Origin of the sequence: Dyadobacter jejuensis, assembly GCF_003149085.1 — a bacterium.
Taxonomy (GTDB): domain Bacteria; phylum Bacteroidota; class Bacteroidia; order Cytophagales; family Spirosomataceae; genus Dyadobacter; species Dyadobacter jejuensis.
This window is the reverse complement of sequence record NZ_QGDT01000050.1, coordinates 1-2032: the sequence shown is the minus strand read 5'-3', so window position 1 is coordinate 2032 and position 2032 is coordinate 1. Positions and strand designations below refer to the sequence as shown.

Below are 2032 nucleotides of genomic sequence, written 5' to 3'. Positions count from 1 at the left end.
GGAGCGCAGACGGTGGTAGTTCCTTATGTTACGATCGACAACGCTGGAGTAGCGTCTGTTACTCCTGGTAGCGTGACGGCGGGCTTTACGGTAGCGGTGAGTGTATCTGGAAACGTGTTTAACGACCCCGATGCCTTGAATGTCAATAACAGTTCTGGAGATGCCAACCTCGTACCTGCTGGTATGACGGTGATTTTGGTCGACAATACGACGGGCTTGGTAACGGCCAACACGTCGGTAGGAACCGACGGTGTGTTCGACTTCGGCAATGTATCGCCCGGGGACTACACAGTAGTGTTGAGTACCACAGCGGGTACCATCGGCAGCACGCCTCCCGCCACCGACTTACCTGCAGGCTGGCTGAATACGGGCGAATTTACAGGGACCCCCGATAGTGGTAACGACGGCAGCGTCAATGGAAGTAGCGAAGTGTTTACAGTTACGGCCACCGACGTTACGAACGTTAACTTCGGGATCCAGCAGCCGCCTACGGCCAATGTGGTGGTGCTCGATGAAATGGTGAACCCAGGAGGGACCATAGCCATTGATATTACGTCGGAATTCGGTGGTAGCGACCCTACGAAGAATGGATTGGTAACGGCCCTGGAAATTATAGGCTTCCCAACGAATGCGACGAGCATTAGCATCGACGGGGTACTTTATACCGATCTGACGAGCATTGAAACGGCATATCCTAATGGTATCCCAACTGATGCTTCTGGTGTACCGACGGTGCCTATTTTGGTAGATCCTATCGACGGAGACCAGACGGTGGTAGTTCCGTATTTTACGATCGACAACGCCGGAGTAGCATCTGTTGCTCCTGGTAGTGTGACTTTGCCATTGAACTCTGGCTTGCCGGTAACCTTGATCGATTTCAATGCAGAGTATAGGGAGTCCAAAGTAGCGATCGACTGGAAGGTAGCCGCAGAGAAGGATTTTGGATATTATGAAGTGCAACGTGCTTCTGATGCCAAGTCCTTTATAGGTATCGCTACGATTGAAGGAAGCAACCGGACAAACTATAGCTACGAGGATGTAAGTCCGTTAGTTGGTACGAGCTATTACCGCTTAAAAATGGTAGATCTCGACGGTAGCTATGCCTATAGCCATATCAGGAGTGTGGCCCGTACCGGGGTGTCCGTGATGTTATATCCCAATCCAGTGGTGCATACCCTCAAGGTGCAGGATGATGCCTGGAGTACCGTAAACAGTATTACCATTTACAATATTTCTGGTATTTCGGTGATGACTAGAACGGGTAAGCAATTGTCCAATGAGCTTGATATTAGAAGCTTACAAGACGGGGCATATACCTTGAAACTTGGTAGAACGAACGGTACCACAAGTTTCTATAAATTCCTGATCATTAAGTAATCAGCCAAAGGGATAAAACCCAGCTTGGCAGTGATTGGTAATACAAAATGAATCCAGACTATTGTTCTTCGGAGCATGATGTTTGGATTCATTTTTTTTGTATTTTAGGGATAGTATCGATGAACGGATTGAATTAATTACTGAAAGTTATTATTCAACCGGGATAGTTGTTTGGGAGGTTGATGAGTGATTCGGATTTGAATATGACAGGAATAGGCGTAAGGCGTGGAGGACGGACTGATCTTGCTAAGATGCACCGGCTTTTTAGTACCACAATAGTTAGGGTATGCGCCAAGGATTACGATTTTGAGCAACGGCAGGTATGGATTGCTTCCATACACGACACGCAAAGGTGGCTAAGCCTAGCGGAGGATCAATACTTATTGGTGGCCTATACCGCTACGGTATTGTGCGGATTTGCCTCATTGAAAGAGGATAGGCATGTCGATATGTTGTATGTACATCCGGATAGCCAATTGAAAGGGGCGGGCCGTTTGCTTTTTTCTGGATTGCGTGAACAGGCCGGGCGCATGCAACAAGCTACGATGACGGCCGATGTAAGTATCACGGCCAGGCCTTTTTTCGAGAAAATGGGTTTTAAAGTCTTAAAAGACCAATGGGTAGAACGGAATGGAATTCTTTTGCCCAATTTGGC

General features: G+C 47.9%; 2 protein-coding genes. Both read left to right on the top strand.

All coding sequences use genetic code 11. From position 1 onward, the window contains the following. Positions 1-1377 (top strand): T9SS type A sorting domain-containing protein (locus CLV98_RS23120; protein WP_146202356.1); only part of this gene is annotated, 1377 nt, incomplete at its 5' end. A gap of 182 nt (positions 1378-1559) precedes the next feature. Beyond that, the coding region (locus CLV98_RS23115) for a GNAT family N-acetyltransferase (RefSeq protein ID WP_109678498.1) at positions 1560-2032 on the top strand (473 nt) is incomplete at its 3' end.